The following is a 19,101-nucleotide window of genomic DNA, read 5'->3' on the forward strand; positions in this document are numbered from 1 at the left end:
TGCAAAACGAGCGCGCGCCATGACGACCGCTGCGAACAGAACCATCCAGACGGCCTCGCACTGGGGCGTGTATTCGGTGGAGGTGTCGGCGTCCGGCGAGATCGTCTCGACCGTTCCCTTCGCCAGCGATCCGGCGCCCACCGCGCTCATCCGCAGCCTGCCCGACATGGTGCGCAGCCCGCTGCGTATCGACCGGCCCTACGTTCGCTCGGGGTACCTGAAAAACCGGGAGCGGTCGGCGCAGGGCCGGGGCTCGGAAGCCTTCGTGCCGGTGTCCTGGGACACCGCGCTCGGCCTCATCGTGGACGGCATGCAGCGCATCAAGTCCGAACACGGCAACGAGTCGATCTACGGCGGCTCCTACGGCTGGGCAAGTGCGGGGCGCCTGCACCATTCGCCCAGCGTGCTCAAGCGCTTTCTCGGCCTCTTCGGCGGCTACGTCGACAAGCGCGGCAACCACAGCTTCGGCGCCGCGCTGGGCGTGATGCCCTACGTCACCGGCGACAACGACATCACCGCGATGGTCGTGCCCTGGCCGTCGATCGTCGCGCACTCCGAACTCGTGGTGATGTTCGGCGGCGCGCACACGAAGAACATGCAGATCGACGCCGGCGGCGCGGTGACGCACGACAACGCCCACTGGATCGAACGCGCCGCCGCATCGCGCGTGCGCTTCGTCAACATCAGCCCGTCGCGCGGGGACATGACCGAGGGCCTTCGGGCGGACTGGATTCCGATCCGCCCCAACACCGACGTCGCGATGATGCTCGGCATGGCGCATTCGCTGGTCGCGCAGGGCCTGCACGACACCGGATTTCTCGCGACGCACTGCGAAGGCTATGGCGCCTTCGAGCGCTACCTGCTCGGACAGGACGACGGCGTGGCCAAGAGCGCCGCCTGGGCCTCGGCCATCACCGGCGTGCCGGCACAGACCATCGAAGACCTCGCATTGCGGATGGCGCGTTGCCGCACGCTGGTGACCACCACCTGGTCGATCCAGCGCGCCGACCATGGCGAGCAGCCGGTGTGGGCGACCGTGGCGCTCGCCTCGATGCTCGGGCAGATCGGCCTGCCCGGCGGCGGCTTCAGCCTCGGGTTCGGCGCGGTCAACGGCATCACGACGAGCCGGCCCGACGGCATTCCGCGCCCGACCCTTTCGCTGGGAAAGAACCCTGTGCGCAGCTTCGTGCCCGTGGGGCGCGTGGCCGACATGCTGCTCAACCCCGGCAGCGAACTCGAATTCAACGGCACCACGATCCGCATGCCGGACATCCGGCTCATCTACTCCGTGGGCGGCAACCCGTTTCACCACAACACGCACCTGAACCGCTTCGTGCAGGCCTGGCGCAAGCCCGAGATGGTGGTGGTGCACGAGCCCTGGTGGAACCCGCCTGCGAAGTACGCCGACATCGTGCTGCCGGCCACGACCACGATGGAGCGCAACGACATCCTGGCGACGGACCTGCAGCGCCACTACATCGCGATGCGCCAGGTCATCGATCCGGTGGGCGGGGCGCGTAACGACATGGACATCTTTGCGGAGCTCTCGGAGCGGCTGGGGTTCAGGCAGGCCTACACCGAGGGGCGCGACGAGATGGGGTGGCTGCGCCACATGTACGGGCAGGCCCGCGAACGCGCCTTCGAGCTGGGTTTCTCGCCGCCGGCGTTCGATGAATTCTGGGCGGCGGGCAGCTACGAATTCCCGATGGCCGCGGAGCCGCCGCTCTTTCTCTCGGCCTTTCGCGACGATCCGGTGGCGAACAGGCTGGCCACGCCTTCGGGAAAGATCGAACTCTTCTCGCGCCGCATCGAAGCCTTCGGCTACGACGACTGCCCGCCGCACCCCACGTGGCTCGAACCGGCCGAATGGCTCGGAGGCGAAAGCGCGGCGCGGTTTCCGTTTCACCTGCTGTCCAACCAGCCCAAGGGGCGGCTGCACAGCCAGATGGACGCAGGCGCCGTCAGCCGCGCGACGAAGGTCGATGGCCGCGAGCCCCTGACCCTGCATGCATCGGATGCGCAGCGCTACAGCATCGTCGCCGGCGATGTGGTGAAGGTCTTCAACGACCGCGGCGCCTTCCTCGCATCGGCCGTGATCTCGTGCGACCTCATGCCCGGCGTGCTGCAGGTGGCGACCGGCGCATGGTTCGATCCCGAGGACCCCGCGGCACCATGCTCCGTCGAGAAGCACGGCAACCCCAACGTGGTGACGATGGACAAGGGCACCTCGCGCCTCACGCAGTCCTCGGTCGCGCAGACGGTGCTGGTGCAGATCGAGAAGTGCGTGAACCCGCCCAGGGTCAGCGCCTTCGATCTTCCCGCGATCGAGCCGCCGCCCGCTCAGGCGGCCGCGCCGACGCCGGCCTCGGCCACCGGGGGCATCACCGGCTGATGGGCCGGCGGCGTGGCGGCCCGCTCGGCCCCGCCCCGCACCTCGATCGGCGCGCAGCGCCCATACGTGTCGTCGAAACGCACGATGTCGTCTTCGCCCAGGTACCCGCCGGTCTGCACCTCGATCACCTCCAGCATCGTCTTGCCGGGGTTCTCCAGCCGGTGGATGGTGCCCGAGGGCAGGTAGATCGATTCGTTCTCCCGCACCAGCAGCACTTCGCCGCCGCGCGTGGCCTTGGCCGTGCCCTTGACGACGATCCAGTGCTCGGCGCGGTGGTGGTGCATCTGCAGCGACAGCGTGCCGCCGGGCTTGACGGTCAGGTGCTTCACCTGGAAGCGCTCGCCCGTGTCCACGCTGTCGTAGGCACCCCAGGGCCGCACCACGCGGCGGTGCTCGGTGGCCACGGCCTTGCCCTCGCACGCGAGCATGCGTACCACCTCGGCCACCTGCTCGGCGCAGCCCGCGCCGGCTACCAGCACGGCGTCCGGCGTGTCCACGATGATCAGGTCCTCGGTGCCCAGCGCCACCACCGGCCGGTGCGGCGCATGCACGAAGGTGTTGCGCGAACGCAGGACGCTCGCCATGCCGCCGCTCAGGCGGTTGCCCGCGTCGTCGGCCGGGTGCAGCTGGGCCACGGCGTTCCAGCTGCCCACGTCGCTCCAGGCGCCCTCGAAGCGCACGACCGCCACGTCCGTGTGCTTTTCGAGCACCGCGTAGTCGATGCTCTCGCTGCGGCAGCCCTCGAAGGCCTCGCGGCCCAGGCGCACGAAGCTGCCGTCGACCGAGTGCGCCGCGGTCGCGCGTTCGCAGGCGGCCAGGATGTCGGGCGCATGCGTGCGCAGCGCCGCGACCAGCGCGCGCGCCTGCACGAGAAAGATGCCCGCGTTCCAGCAATAGCTGCCTTGCAGGATCAGTGATTCGGCCACCGCCGCCGTCGGCTTCTCCACGAAGCGCGCCACCGCATGGCTCGCGCCGTGGCCCGTGGGCCCGGCTGCCTCGATGTACCCGTAGGCCGTGCTCGGAAAGCTGGGCGTCACGCCGAAGGTGACGATGCGCCCGGCCAGCGCCGCTTCGACGCCGCTGCGCACCGTGGCCGCGAACAGCGCGGCGTCGGGGATGTGGTGGTCGGCGGGCGCGAACAGCAGGAGGTCGTCCGGGTCGGCCAGCAGGGCGGCCGCGGCCATCGCGCCAGCGGTGTTGCGCGGCATCGGCTCCAGGATCTGCCGGCCCTGCGCCTGCGCGTTGTCCATCGCTTCGCGCACCAGGAAGCGATGGTCTTCCGAGGCCACGCAGGTGATGGTCCGGTTCAGGCCCGACAGGCGTTCCAGCGTGAGCTGCAGCAGGCTCTTGTTGCCCACGAGCGGGGCGAACTGCTTGGGCAGCGCCTTGCGCGAGAGCGGCCACAGGCGCGTGCCGCTGCCGCCGCACAGGAGCACGGGATGAATGGTGGATGCGTTCATGGTGACCAATCTTTGTGGAGTGGATGGAAAGCGGGCTTACCGGCGGGGCGACGCCAGGACGGCCCCGGGCGCGACCGCGTGGCCCGCACGGGCGGGGCGGCTCGCATGGACCGCGCGGCCCGCATGGCCCCCGAGCGGCAGGATCACGCCCACCCGCAAGCCGCGCGGCGACAGGTTCGAGATGCCGATGCCCGCGCCGATGGCCTCGGCGCGCGCGCGCATGTTGCGAAGGCCCCGGCCGCGGCTGCGCTGCGCCCCGGCCGCGCGGTCGCCGCCATCGCCGGCATCGCCGCCATCGGTGGAATGGGGAAGCCCGCGGCCATCGTCGCTCACCTCCAGCGTCAGCAGTTCGTTGCCGCGGCTGTGCGCGAGCCGCACGCGCACCTGCACGCGGCGGGCGCCCGAATGGCGCAGCGCATTGGCGAGCGCCTCCTGCACGATCTTGCAGAGCTCGCGGTGGACCCGCACGTCGTCCAGCGACCCGGTCTCCAGGTCCGACACGTCCCACTGGAAGTCGATGCCGCTGCGCCGGAAGGCCGGTTCGAACCGGTAGCGCAGGTTGCCCAGCATCTCGCCCAGCGACATGTGCTCGGCGCCCAGGCCGTCCACGGTCATCTGCAGCTCGAGCAGGCACTCCTGCAGGCCGCGCGCGATCTCCGCGTTCAGGCGGTTGTGAACCGGAATGCTGGCCAGCAGCATCACCAGGCGCGTGGCAACGCCGTCGTGCAGGTCGTTGGCGATCCGCTGGCGCTCGGCGAGCATGGCCGAGAGGCTGGGGTCACAGGCTTCGGATGGCATGAAAGGGATCTCCCCCGGTCGTTGGCGGGCGGGAATTTCCGCCGTTCAGATCAGGCCCGAGTGAACCGCGAAGTTCACGGCCTGCGCACGCGAATGCACATGCAGCTTCTTGTAGATGCTCTTGATGTGCACGTTGACCGTCTGCCCCGTGATGCCGAGCCTGGAACCGATCTCGGCCGAGACGTAGCCGCACGCCACGAAGCGCAGGATCTCGCTCTCGCGCGGCGTGAGCGTCGCATCGCGCGAGGGCGCACGCAGCATCGGCGAGGCGTCGCCGGCCGGTTCATCCTGATGAGTGTGATGGTGGTTGTTCTGGTTCATGCGGTGCAAAAGCCGCCGCGCGAGCCGGGGGGTGATGGCCGCGCCGCCGTTCACCACGTGCAGCACGGCTTCGGCAAAGCTCTGCAGCCACGCGTTCTTCAGCAGATAGCCCGTGGCGCCCAGCTCGAAGGCGCGCAGCACGTGCGAGTCGTCCTCCAGCGCCGAGATCACGATGATCTCGCCGTTGCTGTGGTGGTTGCGCGCCTCGTCGATCAGCTCGAAGCCCATGCCGTCGCTCAGGCGCAGGTCGACCATCAGCACGTCGAACTCGTGCGTGGCCAGGAGCTTGCGTCCCTCGCGGATGCTGTCGGCCTGGCCCTCCAGCTGGATGCGCAGGTCCGACAACAGCTCCTGGGCGATCACCCGGCGCACGAACTCGTCGTCGTCGATGAGCAGCACGCGCACCGGCGCTGTCTCCTGTCCCGTGAGGAAGTCCGGCCAGGGCATCGCCGCGGGCATGCATACGCCGGCGGCGTACACCGCGCGGCGCTCGGCCATCGTGCCGGAAGGCCGCTCTCCGGAAAAGTGAAGCGTGTTGTCAAGCATGGGAATGCCCTCGGTTCTTGGTATTTGGACTGTTAACGTTTTTAGCAACTAAAAGATAACAAATGTCTTACGTTTGTAAAAGATAGAGCTTTGGTTCATTCGGCATTTGGCGTACTTCCTTGGCTGTAGGACGGGGGCGGGGGCGGCGGTGTCGGTTTGTCCTCTGCGGTTTTCATTCGGCGGTGACGGCCGGGGCCGGCGGTGCGGGGGGCGCCGGCTCGGGCTCGGGTTCGTCGAAACCGCGCGGGTTCGCCAGTTGCCAGCGCCAGCAGTCCGCGCACATCTGGTCCAGGCTCCTGCGCGCGCGCCAGCCGAGCCGGTCGCGGGCATGCCGCACGTCGGCCCAATAGGCCGGGGCATCGCCGGTGCGGCGCGGCCCGACGTGCACGGAAATGGCCCGCCCGCACGCCCGCTCGAAGGCCGAGATCACCTCGAGCACCGAGGCGCCGCGGCCCGTGCCCAGGTTGACCGTGAGCAGCCCCCGGTGGCTCGTGGCATGCCGCAGCGCCGCCACGTGGCCCTCGGCCACGTCCATCACGTGCACGTAGTCGCGCACGCCGGTGCCGTCGGGCGTCTCGTAGTCGTCGCCGTGCACGACCACGTGGGTGCGCTCGCCCACCGCGACCTGCGAGACATACGGCAGCAGGTTGTCGGGCGGCCCGTGCGGGTGCTCGCCCAGGAGGCCGCTCTCGTGCGCCCCGATGGGGTTGAAGAAGCGCAGGCACGCGATGCCCCAACGCTTGTCGGCCCGGGCGAGGTCCGCGAGCATGCGCTCGACCATCACCTTGGTCCGTCCATAGGGGTTGACGGCCGCATAGGGCGCGCTCTCCCGGATCGGCGAGCGCTGCAGGTCGCCGTAGACCGTGGCCGACGACGAGAAGATCAGCGTGCGCACCCCGGCGCGCTCCATGGCGCGCACCAGCGCGAGGCTGCCCGCCACGTTGACGTCGTAGTAGCCGATCGGATCGCCCACCGAATGGCCCACCGCCTTGAGCCCCGCCAGGTGCAGCACCGCGTCGAACCCGTGTTCGGCGAACGCGCGGTCCAGCGCCACCGCGTCGCGCACGTCCCCGCGCACCAGCACCGGCTCCACCCCGGTGATGCGCGCCACGCGCAGCAGCGAGCGCGGGTCGCTGTTGACCAGCGTGTCCAGCACCACCGGCTGGTAGCCGGCCGCGATCAACGCCACGCAGGCGTGGCTTCCGATGAAGCCCGCGCCCCCCGTCACCAGGATCTTTGGAAGGGTCATGCCTTGGACTCGATGGTGGGCGTGCAGGGTGCCGTCTGCGCGCCTGCGACGCAGCGAAACAGCTCTTGTTCGAAGCGCGAGAGGATCGCGTTCTGGTCCAGCTCGGCCTGCGCGAACGCCCGGCCCGCCGCGCCCAGCGCCTCGCGCACCGTCGGCGAGAGCGCCAGCTGCTCGATGGCGTCGGCCAGCACCGCCGCATCGCCGGGCGGCACCACCAGGCCCCGGTTCGTCATCACGCGGCCGAGCTCGGTGCCGGGGTTGGCGGTCACGATCACGGCCTTGCCGCTGGCGAGCATGCCGGCCAGCTTGGAGGGCATCACCAGGTCCTCTGCATCGGCGCGCTGCGGCAGCACGTGGATGTCGGCCATGCCCAGCAGTTCGTTGAGCCGCGCGGCTGGTTGCAGGTCGAGAAAGTGCACGTTGCGAAGGCGCATGCAGGCCGACATCAGCGCCTCGCGGCTCGGGCCGTTGCCGCAGATCACGAAGTGGATGTCCCGCGCGTAGACCAAGAGGCGCGCCGCCTCGGCCAGGAGTTCGATGCCCTGCTTGCTGCCCAGGCTGCCCGAATAGAGCACCACCAGGGCATCGGCCGGGATGCCCAGCTCGGCCCTGAAGCCCGTGTCGTCGTCGGTGGGGCGTGCCGCCGCGCCCGTGGCGGGCCGGATCGCCGACACGTCCACCCAGTTCGGAAACAGCACGAGCCGGGCTTCGCCGACGCCCTTGCCCCTGGCCTTCTCCAGCATCGCGCCCGAGATGGTCGAGACGCGGTTGAACTTGCCCAGCAGCCACCGCTCGGCCGCGAGCGCGAAGCGCCGCACCCCCGCGCCGCGCACCCAGCCCAGGCCGAACGCGGCATCGACTTCGTAGTCCTGGATGTGCAGCCACGACTTGATGCCCAGCATCTTCGAGAACAGCAGCACCGCGGGCGCGCAGAAAAGCGGCGGCTCCACGACGAACACGAGGTCGGGCTTCCAGCGCGCCTGCGCCAGCAGCAGCGGCATGCTGGAGAGCATGAAGGAGAACAGGTGCGCCACGCGCGCCAGCGTGCGCGGCTTCGCGGGCACCCAGGTGGGTGCGCGCCAGACCGTGATGCCGTTGGCCTCGCTCTTGCGATAGGCCCAGGCCGAGTGCCCCTCGAACACCGCCCATTGCGGAAAGAAAGGCGGCGCCGCGATCACGCGGACCTCGTGGCCCCGCGCGGCGAGCCATTCGGCCATCTCGCCGGAGTACTTGCCGATGCCCGCGAGCTCGGGCGTGAAGTTCATCGAATACAGAAGGATTTTCACGGGGACCCTCTCAATGGACCGGGCGCAGCAGGCGAACCAGCGGAAAGAAACCGAACAGCGCGCGCATGCGCAGCTCGTACAACAGGAAATCGGAGAAGAAGGCGACCAAGAACACGTAGTGCGGCCGGTCGGGAAACAGCGCGATCACCACGCCGTAGGAGGCCATCCGCAGCGCCACCTCCAGCAGCGCCCAGCGCCCGAGCGTGCCCATCGGCACGTTCAGCGAGAGCAGCATCTCGTGGTGGACCGTGTAGGTGCGCAGCAGGAAGTACGGCGCGATGCACACGAAGATCTCCAGCGCCTCGCTGCCCACCTTCAGGAGCGGCGAGGCCACCGCCAGCAGGCCCGCCAGCGCCGCGAAGAGCGCGCAGCCCAGCAGGAACGCATGGCGCGCCAGCTGCAGCTTGGCGGCCGTGAAGTTGCCGGCGTTGGCGTTCAGCATCGCGGGCGTCTTGGTGAAGAGAAAGGCCTGCACGAACTGCGAGGGCGCCTCCGCGAGCAGGAAGGCCAGCTTGAACGCGCCCACGTAGCTGAGCGGCATGAAGAGCGCCACCACGAGCAGGTCGGACTTGCGCAGCAGGAACGTGAGCAGCGAATACACCGTGGCATGGGCCTGCGAGGCGAGATCCAGCGCGGGCTTGCCGGCGGGCGGCGCCGGGCCGTTGGACGGCAGGCCGATGGCCGCGCACACCAGCACGAACGCCAGCAGGTTGATGGCCAGCAGGTGTGTCACGCCGATCTCGAGGCCCAACGAAGCCAGCGCCGCCACGCCCAGCACCAGCAGCGTCGAGCGCAGGCCCGACTCCAGGTTGAGCAGGCCCGCAAAACCCAGGCCCCGGCTGTACGACAGGCGCAGGCTGTTGAAGGCGAAGACCGCCAGCGTCGCCACGATCAGCGCCAGCGGCGTGCCGATCACCGGCAGGCGCTGCGCGCCCACGATGGCGGCCGCCAGCAGCGTGGCCAGCGGAAGCCCGATCGCCAGCGTGCGCGCGAGGTCGCCGCGGGTCACGCCCGGGGGCACGCTCGCAGCGTTGCGCGAGAACAGCAGCGAACTCCCCAGCGTGCCCACCACCAGCGCCACTTCGAGCACCGACTGGTAGATCGAGTACTCGCCGAAGCGCGCGGGCGCGACCTCGGCCGCCATGAGAAAGATGGCCAGAAAGCCCGACAGGTACACATACAACCGCGAGGCGAGCGCACCCAGGCCGAAGCGCTGCGCGAGGCGGGCGCCGGGCAGGGCGAACGAGGGGGCGGCGGGCAGCTTCATGGGGTGCTTCCATCCGCCGGGTGCTTTGCCGTCGGTGCATGCGCCAGGCGCAGTGCTTCGGCCATGCGGCGCGCGCGCGAGGCGATGCGGTGCGCGCCGTTCTTCGCCCTGCGCGCGATCTGCAGCGCCCAGGTGAGCGCCGCGACGGTGCGCATCCGGCCCTGGAGCGCATGCGCCATCGCCTTCTTGGCCGAGCCCTGGAAGTGCAGCGCGAGCACGCGCACCGCATCGCCTGCGGGCGTGCAGAGGCACGGCTGCCCGTCGATGAGTTCCAGGCGCTTGGCGCCGCCGCGCACGCGGAACTCGCGCACGAGATGGTTGGTGCCGCCGTTGATGTTGTGGTCGATCACCTGGCCGTCCTGCACCCGGTTGATCGGCGCGGCATTGCCCGAAGCCTCCGCCCAGAGGTACAGCAGCGTCATGTCGGACACGCCGCCGCGCACGCCGCGTGCGGCGAACCGGTCGGCGATGTCGCGCAGCTGCTGCACGCCCGCCGGCGTGCTGTACGCCTCGATCACGCTGGCGACGAAATCGCGCAGGCCCGCGGCCGTCCAGTAGCTCACGTGCGGCGAAATCTGGCAGGGGTTCCAGCCCGCGGCGGGACGGATGAAGGAGCCCGAGAACGCGGCGTTCCCCACGAGCTGCGCGATGTGCGCGCCGGCGCCGCGAAACAGCAGCACGTCGCTGTCGATCAGCACGAACTCGCGGCACTCGGGGTGCGCCGCCAGGTAGTCGGCCAGAAGAAAGTAGCGCCGAAAGCAGATCTTCTCGAACGCCGGCGTGTTGCTCGAGAGGTGCACGTAGACCTCGCAGAAGCGCCGGTACGCGAAGCCCGCCTCCGTGCCGGCCAGCACGAGCAGCTGCTCCCCGGCCCGCGCCGCGGCCTTGCGGCACAGCAGCAGCGTCTTGTTGCGGCGGTCTTCCACCACGATGAAGGCGAGGGCGTTGTTCATGGGTGCGGGCGTGTGAGATACGGGTGTATGGGGAGCGGGCGGGTCAACGCTGCGGCGCGGTGGCGCTGCGCACCAGCGCCACGTGCGCGGGGAGAAAGCGGAAGTCGTTGTCCAGCGGCATGTCCAGCGTGAGCATTCCGCCCGCGGCATTCGCATCGGCGATCCAGCCGCGCAGCTGCGCCGCCGAGAAGCGCGGCGCGGTCGGCCGGGCCCAGGACGCGCCCAGCGGCGTCAGCACGTGCAGCCGCAGTTCCGAGGGCGGCGAGGCCAGGTGCGCGGCGGGCTGCAGCAACTCGCCCGCCATGAGGTTCTGGCACGGTGCGCTCTTCAGGCTGAAGCGCGCCGCACCCTCGCCGGCGTTGAAGGCCAGCCACCGGTTCGATGCGCCGCTGCGGGCGGCGCCGCACAGCTTGTTCCAGTCGTCCGGCGTCATGCCGGTCGTGTTGTAGACGCCGTCGAACCACCAGCCCTTGGCGAGCGGGCCGTAGTGGTCCGACCAGTCCTTGATCACCGCCGACCAGGCGGCGATGAAGCGCGGCGGCGGCGGCAGCTGCTCGGAGATGTCGCCCAGGCATTCCATGAGGTACGGGTCCGCCTGCGGCGCGCGGAACGGCAGATACAGGATCAGCGCGATGTCTCGGCGTTGCAGCGCCTGGCCGATCGCCAGCGGCAGGTCGCGCGGCGGGCGGTTCATCGCGCTGCGCGGGCACAGCGCCTCGAGTGCCGCGTTCGGCGCGATGAACTGGCCGTTGTTCTGCCCGAGCGTGAGGATGAGGTAGGTGGCGCGCATCTGGGCGAGCGACGCGGCGAAGGCCTCCGCGTCGAAGCGCGTGACCTCGCCGATGGACTGCTTTGCGGGCAGGTAGTGGACCATCACGCCGAAGCCCGGCGGAGGCGGCGCGACCGGAACCGCCGCAACGGCAGGCCATGCGAGCAGCGCGAACACCAGCGCTGCGAGCGTGCGAAAAAGCGCGGCAGGAAGGGCGCGATGGGTCATTGCACGGCCTCCGCCAGCGAAGCGCGGTTGCGCTTGAGCGTGAAGTAGCTCGCTGCCACCGCGCTGGGCGCGCAGTCGCGCGAGTGCGTCCACACCGGCCGTGCACGCTGGTGCCTGGCCAGGTAGTGCGTGATCTCGCCGAGATCGCAGGCCTCGCTGCCCACGAAGAGCCCGTAGCCGGCGAAGAGCTCGCGGTGCACCGGGATGTCCGAGAGCAGCAGCGCAACGCCCAGCGTGGCCGCCTCGGCCGCGGACAGGTTGAAGCCCTCCGACGTGGACAGCGAGATGAACGCCGTCGCCCCGCGGTACAGCCGGAACAGCTCGTCGCGCGACACCAGCCCGCGGTGCCGCACGCTCGCGCGCAGCGCGGGCGTCTCGGCCGCGAGCATGCGTTGGACCTCGCGCGCGCCGTTGCCCGTGATGTCCAGGTAGTCGACCAGGCCCTCGCGCTTCATGCGCTCGAACAGCTTCAGGATGCCGCCGAAATTCTTGTGCGGGTAGTAGTGGTAGGACGCGATCAGGTAGCGGCTGCCTTGCGCCTCTTGCGCCTCTTGCGCGTCGTTCGCGTCTTTCGGTTCTTCCGCGCCGCTCTCCATCGCGCGCCCCGTCGTGCCCGCGTCCACCGGATTGAAGATCACCGCCGGCCGCTCGCAGCGCCCGAAGTGCCGCTCGAAATCTTCCTGGCTGCTGCGGCTGATGAACACCACGTCGGCTGCGCTCTGCGCAATGCGGGCGAGGTTCCAGTCGAGCCACCGGCGCTTGGCCGGCGTGAAGTACTGCGGGTACGTCTTGTACTGCAGGTCGTGCACCACCACGATCGAATCGGCGTGGCGCCCGAAAGGCGAGAACGGCAGGAAGTAGTTCGGAAAGAGAGAGAACGCCCGCTCGCCCGAGAGCCACGCGCGCACGCGGTGAAAGTTGTAGAGCAGAACGTCGAGCACGAAGCGGCTCACGCCCAGCCGGCGCGCGGCCTCGTAGAGACGCGGATGGCGCTCGCTGATCGGCTGCACCTGATGGTCGGTCGAACGGCGCATGCTCTGGAGCAGCACTTCCGACACGTTCAGCACGCCGCCGGCCGACGGGTTCAGCCGAATGGTGTCGTAGAAGAGATAGGTGGCCATGGGCGTTTTCTTTGTCTCGTTCACGCGGTGGGCAAGCCGGCGCGCACGGGTTCATGGGCCGGCTGCGGCGCAGGCCTTCGCGCCGCGCGCCGGAACCACGAACTCAGGCTGCCCGCCACCACGGCCGCGATCAGCCCCGACGCGGCGAACGGTCCCCAGCCCAGGATCGGGCCGCGCATGAACGGCACGTAGGCCGCCAGCAGCACCAGCGCGCAGAGATACGTGGCCGTCAGCGCGCGGCGCGGATCCACGATGCGGTCGACCACGCGAAAGCCCGCCGAGATCACGAAGCCCAGCATCGCCGGGCCCAGCAGTCCGAAGTCGAAGTACGCGGTGGCGAACGGCGGCAGCGACAGGTTGCTCTGCGAGAAATTGGCCGCCACGGCCGACCAGCCGAGCGGGTCGAACCCCGGGAACATCTTCAGGTCGCGCGGCAGGAAGAACGACATGGCCGACAGCAGGTAGCGCCCGAAGCCGGCGTCGGGGGAGGGCGCGCGCTCCAGGAGGCCCGCGATGACGAACATCGCGTCGAAGTCCTGGCTGAACGGAAAGGTCTCCAGCCCCGCGCCCCACATGCTGTCCCTGGAGATCAGGTTCAGCACCGGCCCCACGCCCGCGATGGCGCCGAAGATCACCGTGGCCAGCGTCCAGCGGTGGCTGCGCGCAATGGCATGGATGAGCAGCGGCAAGAGCCCGATGAGGATGATCTGGCGCGCCGTGTTGACGGGATTGGCGGCCAGCGCGGCCAGCGCGAACGCCATGGCCGCGGCGCACCATGCCCACAGCGTGCGCTGGCGCACCGCGTGGATCGCCAGCGCCACGAAGCACATCAGCACCACCAGCTTGGGGATCGTGGAATAGACGATGAACTCGATCGGCAGGCTGTCGTCGTCGGCGATCACGCCGCGCGCCACGAAGTTCAGGTCGGGCCGGATGAAGAGCGCCGCGAAGGCCGCGAGCGAGCAGCTCAGGAGCAGGAGGAACGGGTGGGCCACGCCCGCGCCGCGCTCGGCGGGGCGCAGCCCCCGCGCGGCCGGCCGCACGGGCATGCCCAGGCGCGCGGCCTCCACGCCGGCCATGTACAGCAGCAGGAGCATCAGCGCCTGCGTGTGCGCGGCGCTGGTGAGGATGCCGACCTCCCAGAAGTCGACATCGGCGGCGATCTGCATCGCCGGGGCGATCGAAAAATAGATGAGAACCACCGTGTAGTGGATCAGCAGGAACACGCTGTCGCCGGCGGCGCCGAGCATCGACAGCTGCACCGCCGCGAGCACGAACACGGCCGCATAGCCCCAGACGGGGTCGACCAGTCCGCACAGCACGGTGCAGGCGATGCCGAACCAGAAGACGAGGGTTCTCATGGCAGCTTTCCGTTTCGTTCTGTGGGAACTTCTCAGGCGTGCTCGACGGTGGCTTCGACCGGCCGGACGGCCTTCTGGTAGTCCGCGTAGGTGCGCTGCAGGCCTTCGGCCAGCGGCACCGTGGCGCGCCAGCCGAAGGTGGCTGCGCGCGAGACGTCCAGCAGTTTTCGCGGCGCGCCGTCGGGCTGCGCGAGGTCGTAGCGGATGCTCCCCTCGTAGCCCACGGTCTCGCGGATCTGCTCGACCAGCTCGGCGATCGACACGTCTTCGCCGGTGCCCAGGTTGATGTGCCCGCGCATCGGGTCGGTGTGCTCGTCGTAGGCCGCGCGCGGCAGGGCCATCACATCCAGGCACCCCTCGACCATGTCGTCCACGTACAGGAACTCGCGCCGCGCGCGGCCGCTGCCCCAGATCAGCACGCTCGGCGCGCGGCTGATCTTTGCCAGGTGAAAGCGCTGGATCAGCGCGGGCACCACGTGGCTGTTCTCCAGGTGGTAGTTGTCGCCGGGGCCGTACAGGTTGCTCGGCATCACGCTGCGGTAGTCGATGCCGTGCGTGGCGCCGTACTGCCGGTTGTAGCTTTCGCACAGCTTGATGCCCGCGATCTTGGCGATCGCGTAGGGCTCGTTGGTCGGCTCCAGCTTGCCGGTGAGCAGCGCGTCCTCGCGGATCGGCTGGTCCGCCAGCCGCGGGTAGATGCAGCTGGAACCCAGGAACAGGAGGCGCTTCACGTCGGCCACGAACGCCTGGTGCGTGATGTTCGCCGCGATCAGCAGGTTCTCGTAGATGAACTGCGCGGGGTAGGTCATGTTGGCGTGGATGCCGCCGACCTTGGCTGCGGCCACGTACACCTGGTCGATCGGCTCGCTCGCGAAGAAGCGCGCGACCGCCGCCTGGTCCAGCAGGTCGAGCTCCGCGCGCGTTCGCGTCACCACCTCGTGGCCCAGTTCGACAAGGCGCCTCGTGAGCGTCTGGCCCACCATCCCGCGATGACCTGCAACATAGATACGCATATCGTTCTTTCGGTGAAAGGAGTTGATGAATTCGGGAAGAGGAAACGGGTGTTCGCGGTTCGGCGCGGTTCAGCGCGAGCCGCGCGCCCCCATCACGACGCGGAAGGTCTTGAGCACGATCTGGATGTCGTGCAGCACCGACAGCGTGGCCACGTACTCGGCGTCCATCGCCGCGCGGCGGCGGTAGCTCACTTCGTTGCGTCCGCTGATCTGCCACAGGCCCGTGATGCCCGGGCGCACCGCGCAGTAGTGCTGCCAGTAGGGGCCGTACAGGTCCTTCTGCGCGAACATGCAGGGGCGCGGGCCGACCATGCTCATGTCGCCCCTGAGCACGTTCCAGAACTGCGGGAACTCGTCGATGCTGTACTTGCGCAGGAACGCGCCGAAGCGGGTGATGCGCGGGTCGTGCTCCAGCTTCTGGAACACCTGCCATTCGCGCCAGGCCGCCTCGTTGTCCCGCAGATGCCGCGCCAGCACCGCCTCGGCGTCCGGCACCATGGTGCGGAACTTGAGGAAGCGAAAGACCTTGCCGTCCTTGCCGTAGCGCGGCTGCATGTAGATGGCGGGGCTGCCCGAGGTGAGCAGCACGCCCGCCCAGATGAGCGCGTAGGCCCAGCCGAAGAAGACGAAGAAGCTGCCCGCCATGAGGATGTCGATGACGCGCTTGGCCGCCTGCAGGGCCGGCGAGCCGCCCAGCGGCGCCGGTGCCGGCGCCGTGGTGCCGGGGTTGGCCGGGGAGCGGCCCTGCGTGCCCGGGCGAAGCGTGTTCATGATGTGGCGCGCTCCGGTTCGTTGCGGGCGGCCTGCGGCGCGGCCGGCGTATGGCCCAGCGCGGGATAGCTGTGCGGGCGGAAGCGGTACAGGCCGTACCCGTAGCCGTAGCTGCCGTAGTGGCGCTGGCGCATGTCCAGCCCGTTGAGCACCACGCCGTGGAACGACGCCCCCACGTGCGCGAGCCGCTTGGCGCTTTCCATCAGGTCGCCCAGCTGGCTGTCGCCCGCGCGGGCCACCAGCAGCAGCGTGCCCATGGCCGGCGCCATCGCGACGGACTCGGTCGCGAGAAGAACGGGCGGCGCGTCGATCAGCACCGTGTCGTAGCGCGCCGAGAGCGTCTCCAGCAGCTTGGCGAAGGCTTCGCTGGCCAGCGCCGTGGCCGGGTCCTGCGGCAGCGTGCCGCTGGCGATCACGTCCAGGTTGGGCAGCACGTGCGTCTGGATCGTGCGCATGAGCGTCGCGCTGCCCGCGATCAGCTCGGCCAGGCCCGTGTCCTGCTCCAGCCCGAACTGGGCCGCCAGGCTGCCGCGGCGCATGTCGGCATCGATCAGCAGCACGCGCTTGCCCGAGGCCGCGAGCGCCGCGGCGAGGTTGGCCGAGACGAAGCTCTTGCCCGCGCCGGGCGTGGCGCTGGTCAGCAGGATGCGGTTGTTCGGCGCGCCGAGCATTGCGAAGCCGAGCGTGGTGCGCAGGCGCCGCACGCCTTCCAGCGCCTGGTCTTCCGGGTGCAGCGCCGCGAGCACTTTCAGGCCCGGCCGGCCCAGGCGAATGGCGCGGTCCAGCGCCCCCTGGTGCGTGCTCAGCGCGATGGTGCTGTACACGTCCAGGCCCGTGTGCGCCTCGATCTCGTCGGGGTTGGCCACCGTGCTCTTGAGCGTCTTGCGCAGGATCGCCGTGGCCGCGCCCACGAAGAGGCCCGCGGCCAGCGCCAGCGCCATCACGATGGCCGCCTTGGGCCGCACCGGCTTCTCGGGCAGGAGCGCGGCGTCGAGCACGCGCACGTTGCCGATGCGGCCTTCGCGCGCCAGCCGCGCCTGCAGCGAGCTGTTCAGGAGCGACGCATAGAGGTCGGTGTTGACCTTGATGTCGCGCTGCATGCGCAGCGAGTTCTGCTGCAGCATCGGCATGCGGCGGATGCGCGCGTCCACGTTGCCCAGTTCCTTCTTGAGCGAGGCGATCTGCGCATCCAGCGTGACCACCATCGGGTGCAGCGGGGTGAAGCGGCTGGTGAGGTCCAGGCGCTTCAGGCGCGCATCGAAGAGCTTGGACTGCAGGTCGAGGTTCTGCGTGAGCGCGTTGCGCGCCTCGTCGTCCAGGTTGATCGTGCCGTTCTGGTTGCGGTACTGGTTGTAGACGTCTTCCGACTGTTCCAGCTGCTGCCTGAACTTCGGCAGCTCGGTGCCCAGGAAGTTCACCGTGCGCTCGGCCTGCGCCGTCTTCTGGTCGATGTTCTGCCGCACGTAGAGGCGCGAGACTTCGTTGAGCAGTTCGGGCAGCTGCGCGCGGTCGCCGGTCTGCCAGCTCACGTCCATCACGCCGGACTGCTTGCCTTTCTCGATCACGCGCAGGTCGCGCTGCAGCTCGAGCAGGGCCAGCTGCATGGAGCGCCGCGTCAGCTCGAAGGCGGCGCCGGGCCGGGCGTCGATGGCGCCCACCAGCAGGTGGATCGCGCCGCCCGGCACGGAGGCGTCCAGCGGCACGCCGACTCGGCCCTGCAGCGGCGCGCCCAGGTCGGGGTGCGCGAGCGTGTAGGTGCCGTCCGCGCCCGCGGTCAGCATGAAGCGCTCGCCCTCGAAGGGCGGCGGCACGTCCATCTGCGCGACCGCGATCCGCTCGGTGCCCGACACATAGCCGCCCATGCCGAAGAAGCCCGGCGTCGAGAGCCCCTTGGAGTGCCGCGCCATGAACGCGCCCACCACCGGCAGGTAGTGCGGCTGCGCGCTGATGTACAGCTTGGTGTTCTCGATCGCCTGGCCCAGCACCAGCCGCGACTTCAGGATCTCGGCCTCGCCCGATGTCGGCGTCTTCACGTTCACGCCGTTGACCACCGCATCGCCGGGGCTGCCCGAGCGCTCGGCGTCTTCCACCTGGATCAGCACGTTCGCCTCGTACACCCGCGGCCCGAAGAGCGCGTAGCAGGCGCCCAGCACCAGCGCCACGGCGGTGACCGCCGCGATCAGCCATCGGTGGTCCATGAGGATGTCGACGTATTCCTTCAGCCCCGAGCGGGGCATGTCGGGTTCCGCGCCCTGGGGGGCGGGAAGCGGGGGGTACCAGCGCGCGTTCATGGGGTTCACCTTTGTTCCGTGTTGCGGGGGCGGGGCGGGTGCGGTGTGCGTGCGGTCGCGGCGCGGCCTACCGGCTGCGCGCGGTGTCGCGCGTGAGGTTCATGACCTGCGCGGCGGGCAGGATCAGGCTGGCCACGCGGTTCCACGAGACCAGCGGCACGCGGTCCACGTAGACCACGTCGCGCGGCTTCAGCTCGAAGCGGTCGGCCAGCGCGAGGGCGGCCGGGTTCTTCGCGTTGATGTTGAAGATCTCGGGCGTGTCAGGCGACTGCGGCGAGCTGCGGATCACGTAGATCTGCCCGGGGTCCGACGAGAAAAGGTCGGGCCCGCCCGCATCGCCCAGCGCCTCGTTCAGGCTCAGGCGCCCGTTGCGCATCAGGAGCGCCGAGGGCCGCAGGATCTCGCCCATCACGTAGACCCGGCTGTCGTCGCGCGCGCCGACGTACACGATGTCGCCGTTGCGCAGCGGGATGTTGTTGGGGTCGGCGCCGAAGCGCTTGAGCTGCAGCAGGTCGATGGCCACCGAGCGGTCGCCGCGCGAGAGCACCACCTGCGAGCGGTCGCCCGCGGCGGTGATGCTGCCCGCGCGGTTCAGCGCCTCGGCCAGCGTCATCGGCACGTCGGTGAAGATCTGCAGCCCGGGCGTGCGCACTTCGCCCTCCACGTAGGCGCGCTGGCTGCGGAACGACTGGATGCGCACGCTCACCTGCGGCGCCTTGATGTAGGCGCGGATGCGCTTGGCGATCAGCTCCGACGCGCTGCTCTCCGTGAGCCCCTGCAGCTTGGTGCGGCCGATGTAGGGAAAGCTGATCTCGCCCGCCGCATCGACGATGAAGCCGGGCGCGACGGTGACGCCGGTCGGGTCGCTCTGCTGGGAGATCACCGCGCCCGCGTTGGGCAGGAGCTCGGGGTGGTCGTACACGATGATGCCCACCACGTCGCCCGGCCCGATGGTGTAGGCCGAGGCCCGGCCGAACAGCGCCTTCACCTCGGGCGCCAGGCCCGTGTTCCCCGCGTTCTGCGCGCGGATCAGCTCGGGCGTGATGGTCTTGACCTTGCCGGTGCCCGCGGAGCCGTCCTCGTTGCGCAGCACGCCCGGCGTGCCGAAGCCCGGCACGCAGCCGCACAGGCCGAGCGACAGCAGCATCGCCATGCCCAGCCATCGGACCCGTTCGGCCGCGAACGAGGCGCGTGCGCCGAGGTCGGCACACCCGGTGAAGAACGGAACGCGGGCGCCCTGCGGCGTGCTCGCTGGATCGATGCGGATCATGAGGT

At 69.8% G+C, this 19,101-nt stretch carries 15 protein-coding genes; 1 reads left to right on the forward strand and 14 read right to left on the reverse strand.

Going from position 1 to position 19,101, the window contains the following annotated elements; all coding sequences use genetic code 11:
* The first annotated feature begins 19 nt into the window (after positions 1-19).
* Positions 20-2,392 (forward strand): molybdopterin-dependent oxidoreductase, encoded by a 2,373-nt coding sequence (locus BM133_RS05465; RefSeq protein WP_093432173.1) that lies wholly within the window; start codon positions 20-22, stop codon positions 2,390-2,392.
* Here the strand turns inward: BM133_RS05465 and BM133_RS05470 are convergent.
* The 14 genes from BM133_RS05470 to BM133_RS05535 form a co-directional block, all read right to left on the reverse strand.
* The gene (locus BM133_RS05470; RefSeq protein WP_093432175.1) at positions 2,341-3,852 is read right to left on the reverse strand and encodes a mannose-1-phosphate guanylyltransferase/mannose-6-phosphate isomerase; all 1,512 of its coding nucleotides are present in this window, start codon (positions 3,850-3,852) and stop codon (positions 2,341-2,343) included. The genes BM133_RS05465 and BM133_RS05470 overlap by 52 nt on opposite strands.
* A 36-nt stretch (positions 3,853-3,888) precedes the next feature.
* Positions 3,889-4,650 carry a sensor histidine kinase gene (locus tag BM133_RS05475; RefSeq protein WP_093432176.1) on the reverse strand — a complete coding sequence of 254 codons (762 nt, stop codon included), beginning with the start codon at positions 4,648-4,650 and terminating at the stop codon, positions 3,889-3,891.
* A gap of 45 nt (positions 4,651-4,695) precedes the next feature.
* A complete protein-coding gene (locus tag BM133_RS05480; RefSeq protein WP_093432178.1) occupies positions 4,696-5,469 on the reverse strand; it encodes a response regulator in 774 nt (257 codons plus the stop codon).
* A gap of 220 nt (positions 5,470-5,689) precedes the next feature.
* Positions 5,690-6,766 carry a UDP-glucose 4-epimerase GalE gene (gene galE, locus BM133_RS05485; protein WP_093432179.1) on the reverse strand — a complete coding sequence of 359 codons (1,077 nt, stop codon included), beginning with the start codon at positions 6,764-6,766 and terminating at the stop codon, positions 5,690-5,692.
* Entirely contained in the window at positions 6,763-8,052 is a 1,290-nt protein-coding gene (locus BM133_RS05490) for a glycosyltransferase WbuB (RefSeq protein WP_093432181.1), read from the reverse strand. Before BM133_RS05490 ends, galE begins: the two co-directional genes overlap by 4 nt.
* Positions 8,053-8,062: 10 nt before the next feature.
* A complete protein-coding gene (locus tag BM133_RS05495) occupies positions 8,063-9,319 on the reverse strand; it encodes an MATE family efflux transporter (protein ID WP_093432182.1) in 1,257 nt (418 codons plus the stop codon).
* Positions 9,316-10,272 (reverse strand): hypothetical protein, encoded by a 957-nt coding sequence (locus BM133_RS05500; protein ID WP_093432184.1) that lies wholly within the window; start codon positions 10,270-10,272, stop codon positions 9,316-9,318. The genes BM133_RS05495 and BM133_RS05500 overlap by 4 nt, the downstream gene beginning before the upstream one ends.
* A 43-nt stretch (positions 10,273-10,315) precedes the next feature.
* Positions 10,316-11,269, reverse strand: coding sequence for a hypothetical protein (locus BM133_RS05505; protein ID WP_093432185.1), 954 nt, complete (start codon positions 11,267-11,269; stop codon positions 10,316-10,318).
* Entirely contained in the window at positions 11,266-12,390 is a 1,125-nt protein-coding gene (locus BM133_RS05510) for a glycosyltransferase (protein ID WP_093432187.1), read from the reverse strand. Before BM133_RS05510 ends, BM133_RS05505 begins: the two co-directional genes overlap by 4 nt.
* A gap of 20 nt (positions 12,391-12,410) precedes the next feature.
* On the reverse strand, positions 12,411-13,751 hold the full coding sequence (locus BM133_RS05515) for a hypothetical protein (protein WP_093432188.1): 1,341 nt from the start codon (positions 13,749-13,751) through the stop codon (positions 12,411-12,413).
* Positions 13,752-13,783: 32 nt separating this feature from the next.
* Positions 13,784-14,764, reverse strand: coding sequence for a GDP-L-fucose synthase family protein (locus BM133_RS05520; RefSeq protein WP_093432190.1), 981 nt, complete (start codon positions 14,762-14,764; stop codon positions 13,784-13,786).
* A gap of 69 nt (positions 14,765-14,833) precedes the next feature.
* Entirely contained in the window at positions 14,834-15,535 is a 702-nt protein-coding gene (locus BM133_RS05525; protein WP_093432191.1) for a sugar transferase, read from the reverse strand.
* Positions 15,532-17,826, reverse strand: a complete 2,295-nt coding sequence (locus tag BM133_RS05530) for a polysaccharide biosynthesis tyrosine autokinase (RefSeq protein WP_093432193.1) — start codon at positions 17,824-17,826, stop codon at positions 15,532-15,534. The genes BM133_RS05525 and BM133_RS05530 overlap by 4 nt, the downstream gene beginning before the upstream one ends.
* 67 nt (positions 17,827-17,893) lie before the next feature.
* Positions 17,894-19,096, reverse strand: coding sequence for a polysaccharide biosynthesis/export family protein (locus tag BM133_RS05535; protein ID WP_093432194.1), 1,203 nt, complete (start codon positions 19,094-19,096; stop codon positions 17,894-17,896).
* Between the last annotated feature and the right edge of the window lie 5 nt (positions 19,097-19,101).

Origin of the sequence: Variovorax sp. 770b2 (assembly GCF_900115685.1) — a bacterium.
GTDB lineage: Bacteria > Pseudomonadota > Gammaproteobacteria > Burkholderiales > Burkholderiaceae_C > Variovorax.

Bases quoted from the DNA above. Each gene is read 5' to 3' on its own strand.
- BM133_RS05465 (WP_093432173.1), top strand. From the start codon at position 20: ATGACGACCGCTGCGAACAGAACCATCCAGACGGCCTCGCACTGGGGC.
- BM133_RS05470 (WP_093432175.1), bottom strand. From the start codon at position 3,852: ATGAACGCATCCACCATTCATCCCGTGCTCCTGTGCGGCGGCAGCGGC.
- BM133_RS05475 (WP_093432176.1), bottom strand. From the start codon at position 4,650: ATGCCATCCGAAGCCTGTGACCCCAGCCTCTCGGCCATGCTCGCCGAG.
- BM133_RS05480 (WP_093432178.1), bottom strand. From the start codon at position 5,469: ATGGCCGAGCGCCGCGCGGTGTACGCCGCCGGCGTATGCATGCCCGCG.
- galE (WP_093432179.1), bottom strand. From the start codon at position 6,766: ATGACCCTTCCAAAGATCCTGGTGACGGGGGGCGCGGGCTTCATCGGA.
- BM133_RS05495 (WP_093432182.1), bottom strand. From the start codon at position 9,319: ATGAAGCTGCCCGCCGCCCCCTCGTTCGCCCTGCCCGGCGCCCGCCTC.
- BM133_RS05500 (WP_093432184.1), bottom strand. From the start codon at position 10,272: ATGAACAACGCCCTCGCCTTCATCGTGGTGGAAGACCGCCGCAACAAG.
- BM133_RS05505 (WP_093432185.1), bottom strand. From the start codon at position 11,269: ATGACCCATCGCGCCCTTCCTGCCGCGCTTTTTCGCACGCTCGCAGCG.
- BM133_RS05510 (WP_093432187.1), bottom strand. From the start codon at position 12,390: ATGGCCACCTATCTCTTCTACGACACCATTCGGCTGAACCCGTCGGCC.
- BM133_RS05515 (WP_093432188.1), bottom strand. From the start codon at position 13,751: ATGAGAACCCTCGTCTTCTGGTTCGGCATCGCCTGCACCGTGCTGTGC.
- BM133_RS05520 (WP_093432190.1), bottom strand. From the start codon at position 14,764: ATGCGTATCTATGTTGCAGGTCATCGCGGGATGGTGGGCCAGACGCTC.
- BM133_RS05525 (WP_093432191.1), bottom strand. From the start codon at position 15,535: ATGAACACGCTTCGCCCGGGCACGCAGGGCCGCTCCCCGGCCAACCCC.
- BM133_RS05530 (WP_093432193.1), bottom strand. From the start codon at position 17,826: ATGAACGCGCGCTGGTACCCCCCGCTTCCCGCCCCCCAGGGCGCGGAA.
- BM133_RS05535 (WP_093432194.1), bottom strand. From the start codon at position 19,096: ATGATCCGCATCGATCCAGCGAGCACGCCGCAGGGCGCCCGCGTTCCG.